Annotated in this window: 2 protein-coding genes; both read right to left on the reverse strand. The window is 39.2% G+C overall.

All coding sequences use genetic code 11. From position 1 onward, the window contains the following. The coding region (locus DBR30_RS20295; RefSeq protein WP_219927585.1) for an ATP-binding protein at nucleotides 1–1,087 on the reverse strand (1,087 nt) is incomplete at its 3' end. Nucleotides 1,088–1,097: 10 nt separating this feature from the next. Further along, a partial coding sequence (locus DBR30_RS20300) for a DNA cytosine methyltransferase (protein WP_146181395.1) occupies nucleotides 1,098–1,381 on the reverse strand: 284 nt, incomplete at its 5' end.

Raw genomic sequence — 1,381 nt, forward strand, 5'->3', positions numbered from 1 at the left:
CGTAGCCATATCTAATAGAGAAATGGCCACAACGTGCTAAACGCCCCCTTCCCTCAGCCCAGTTACAAGTAAAATCCCTCTTTTTTCCATAAATAGTAACAGTTCCTACGAACTGTCCATATTCATCAAAATCTCCATCAAATATATGATCAGATGAGTCGAAATCATTCTCAGTGAAAAAACTTGCCTCACCAATTAAACTGTCTGTATGCGATAATTTATGATCACGAAATTCAGTCTTAATGACTGGTTCAACTCCAACCATGGTATTAGAAAAGCCAAGTAAATTCTTTTCTAATTTAGAGGACTCTTTATCTGACCCCCCATCGATATCATCATCCAGCTCTGGAGCAACAGGCAATACAATAAAATGCGTGCCGTAGCCATTACCAGCCAAAGTTAATGGCGCATCAATATTTTTATTCAAAAACAAATCAAGTTGTTCTGGTGAGATTTTCTTGGCAACATCGATACTGTTTTTTAATGAATCAAATGCATCCTCGTTAAGATATTTTTTAAGTCTCTCCAAATTTTCAATTATTTTGTCAGTGAGTTCGCATATATCATTATTTGATGGCAATACCCCTTGAGGAAACTCCTTTATAGGAATATCTATTTCGCTTATATCTATACCTGGCTGTTCAAACATCCCCCAATGCACAATCGTTAAAACAAGATTTTTCAATCCATCTGGTCGGCTAGCACGACTCATCAAAATTGTTATTGGGGCAATTACCGCGATAGCTAAACGCCCTATCCCTTTTTCCCCCATAATAACCCTGGGAGGTAAATTTTTTGGGCCACGCCATTCTTGCTGCAATTCGTCTATGGATTTCTTCTTATTTGCAGATATTCTAGATTCAGTGCCTAGTGTTAACCATCTCTTCTCAAGATCCTCTCTGGTCATCCCATAACCATCATCTCGTAAAACTAAAACTCTTGTTTTTCTAAAAAAATCTACTTCGACCCTTTCTGCATATGCATCATGGGCATTTTTAAATAGTTCGTGAATTGCAGTTGGTATACCAGCTATTTGCTGTCGCCCAAGCATATCTACTGCTCTGGCCCTAACCCTGAGCTGAGTCATTTCATGATCCTTAGGTGTTATTTAGCGCTGTTATAAGTGTAACTGCTATTGTCTGCATCATAGCAGGCGGCACAGCATTACCAATTTGCGTAGCAATTTGCCCAGCATTTCCTAGAAATATATAAGAATCAGGAAATGATTGAAGCCTAGCAGCCTCTCGTAAGGTCATCCCTCTGTTTTGTTCTGGGTGAGCAAAACGACCACGAGTTATATCTGTACAACCGGTAGTAAGCGTCGGAGCAACGTCATCCCATTTCATGCGACCATAAACATCTGAAAATGAGCCATTTTTTT

This window comes from Aeromonas sp. HMWF017 (assembly GCF_003061465.1).
GTDB lineage: Bacteria > Pseudomonadota > Gammaproteobacteria > Enterobacterales > Aeromonadaceae > Aeromonas > Aeromonas veronii.